Source organism: Pseudonocardia halophobica, assembly GCF_027922425.1.
In the GTDB taxonomy this organism is placed as follows: Bacteria; Actinomycetota; Actinomycetes; order Mycobacteriales; family Pseudonocardiaceae; genus Pseudonocardia; species Pseudonocardia halophobica.
On record NZ_BSFQ01000253.1, the window covers coordinates 1 to 590 of the forward strand.

Below are 590 nucleotides of genomic sequence, written 5' to 3' on the forward strand. Positions count from 1 at the left end.
TCGTCGGGGTTCAGATCCTTCGCCTGCCGCCCTGCGGCGGCGCGCAATGCCGCCAGCCCGGCGCTGACATGGCCCAGCCCCCCTTCCCGGGCTTCTGCCCAGGCATCGCGCGCCAGGTCCAGTCGTTCGCGCATTTCCGCATACATGGCCTTGGCCTGACGCACCGCATGCACCCGCGCGCCCCTCTGGGTCAGCGGCTCGTAGTCGCGGCCCTCGGCCTCGGCCACCAGCTGCGCGCGACGCTCGATGGCATTGGCGGCGGGACCTAACTTCTGCTCCGGCTCGCGGTCCAGTTCCTCGGCCTTTAGCGTGTCGCCAAGCGATAGCGCCTCCTCGCGCTGTACCTCCAATGACCGATGATCGACGCGCTCAACCTGCCCCGCCAGTTCAAGAGCATGGTTTTGCAACTCGGCCCAAACTCCGCGCATGGCCTCGATCTCTGGCCCGCCGGTGCTGACGGAGGCCGACCGATAGGCCGCCGCCGCCGTGGCAGACCGCCCGGCGCTGCGTTTGATTGTCTTGACGGAAAGGTGGTAGCTCGCCATGCGCGCGCCCTACCGATCCGGCGACGGGCAACGGCAGGCAGACTG

General features: G+C 69.0%; 1 protein-coding gene. It reads right to left on the minus strand.

The genetic code is table 11. From position 1 onward, the window contains the following. A partial coding sequence (locus tag PKE99_RS39375; RefSeq protein WP_271215159.1) for a MobA/MobL family protein occupies positions 1 to 545 on the minus strand: 545 nt, incomplete at its 3' end. Positions 546 to 590 lie beyond the last annotated feature (45 nt).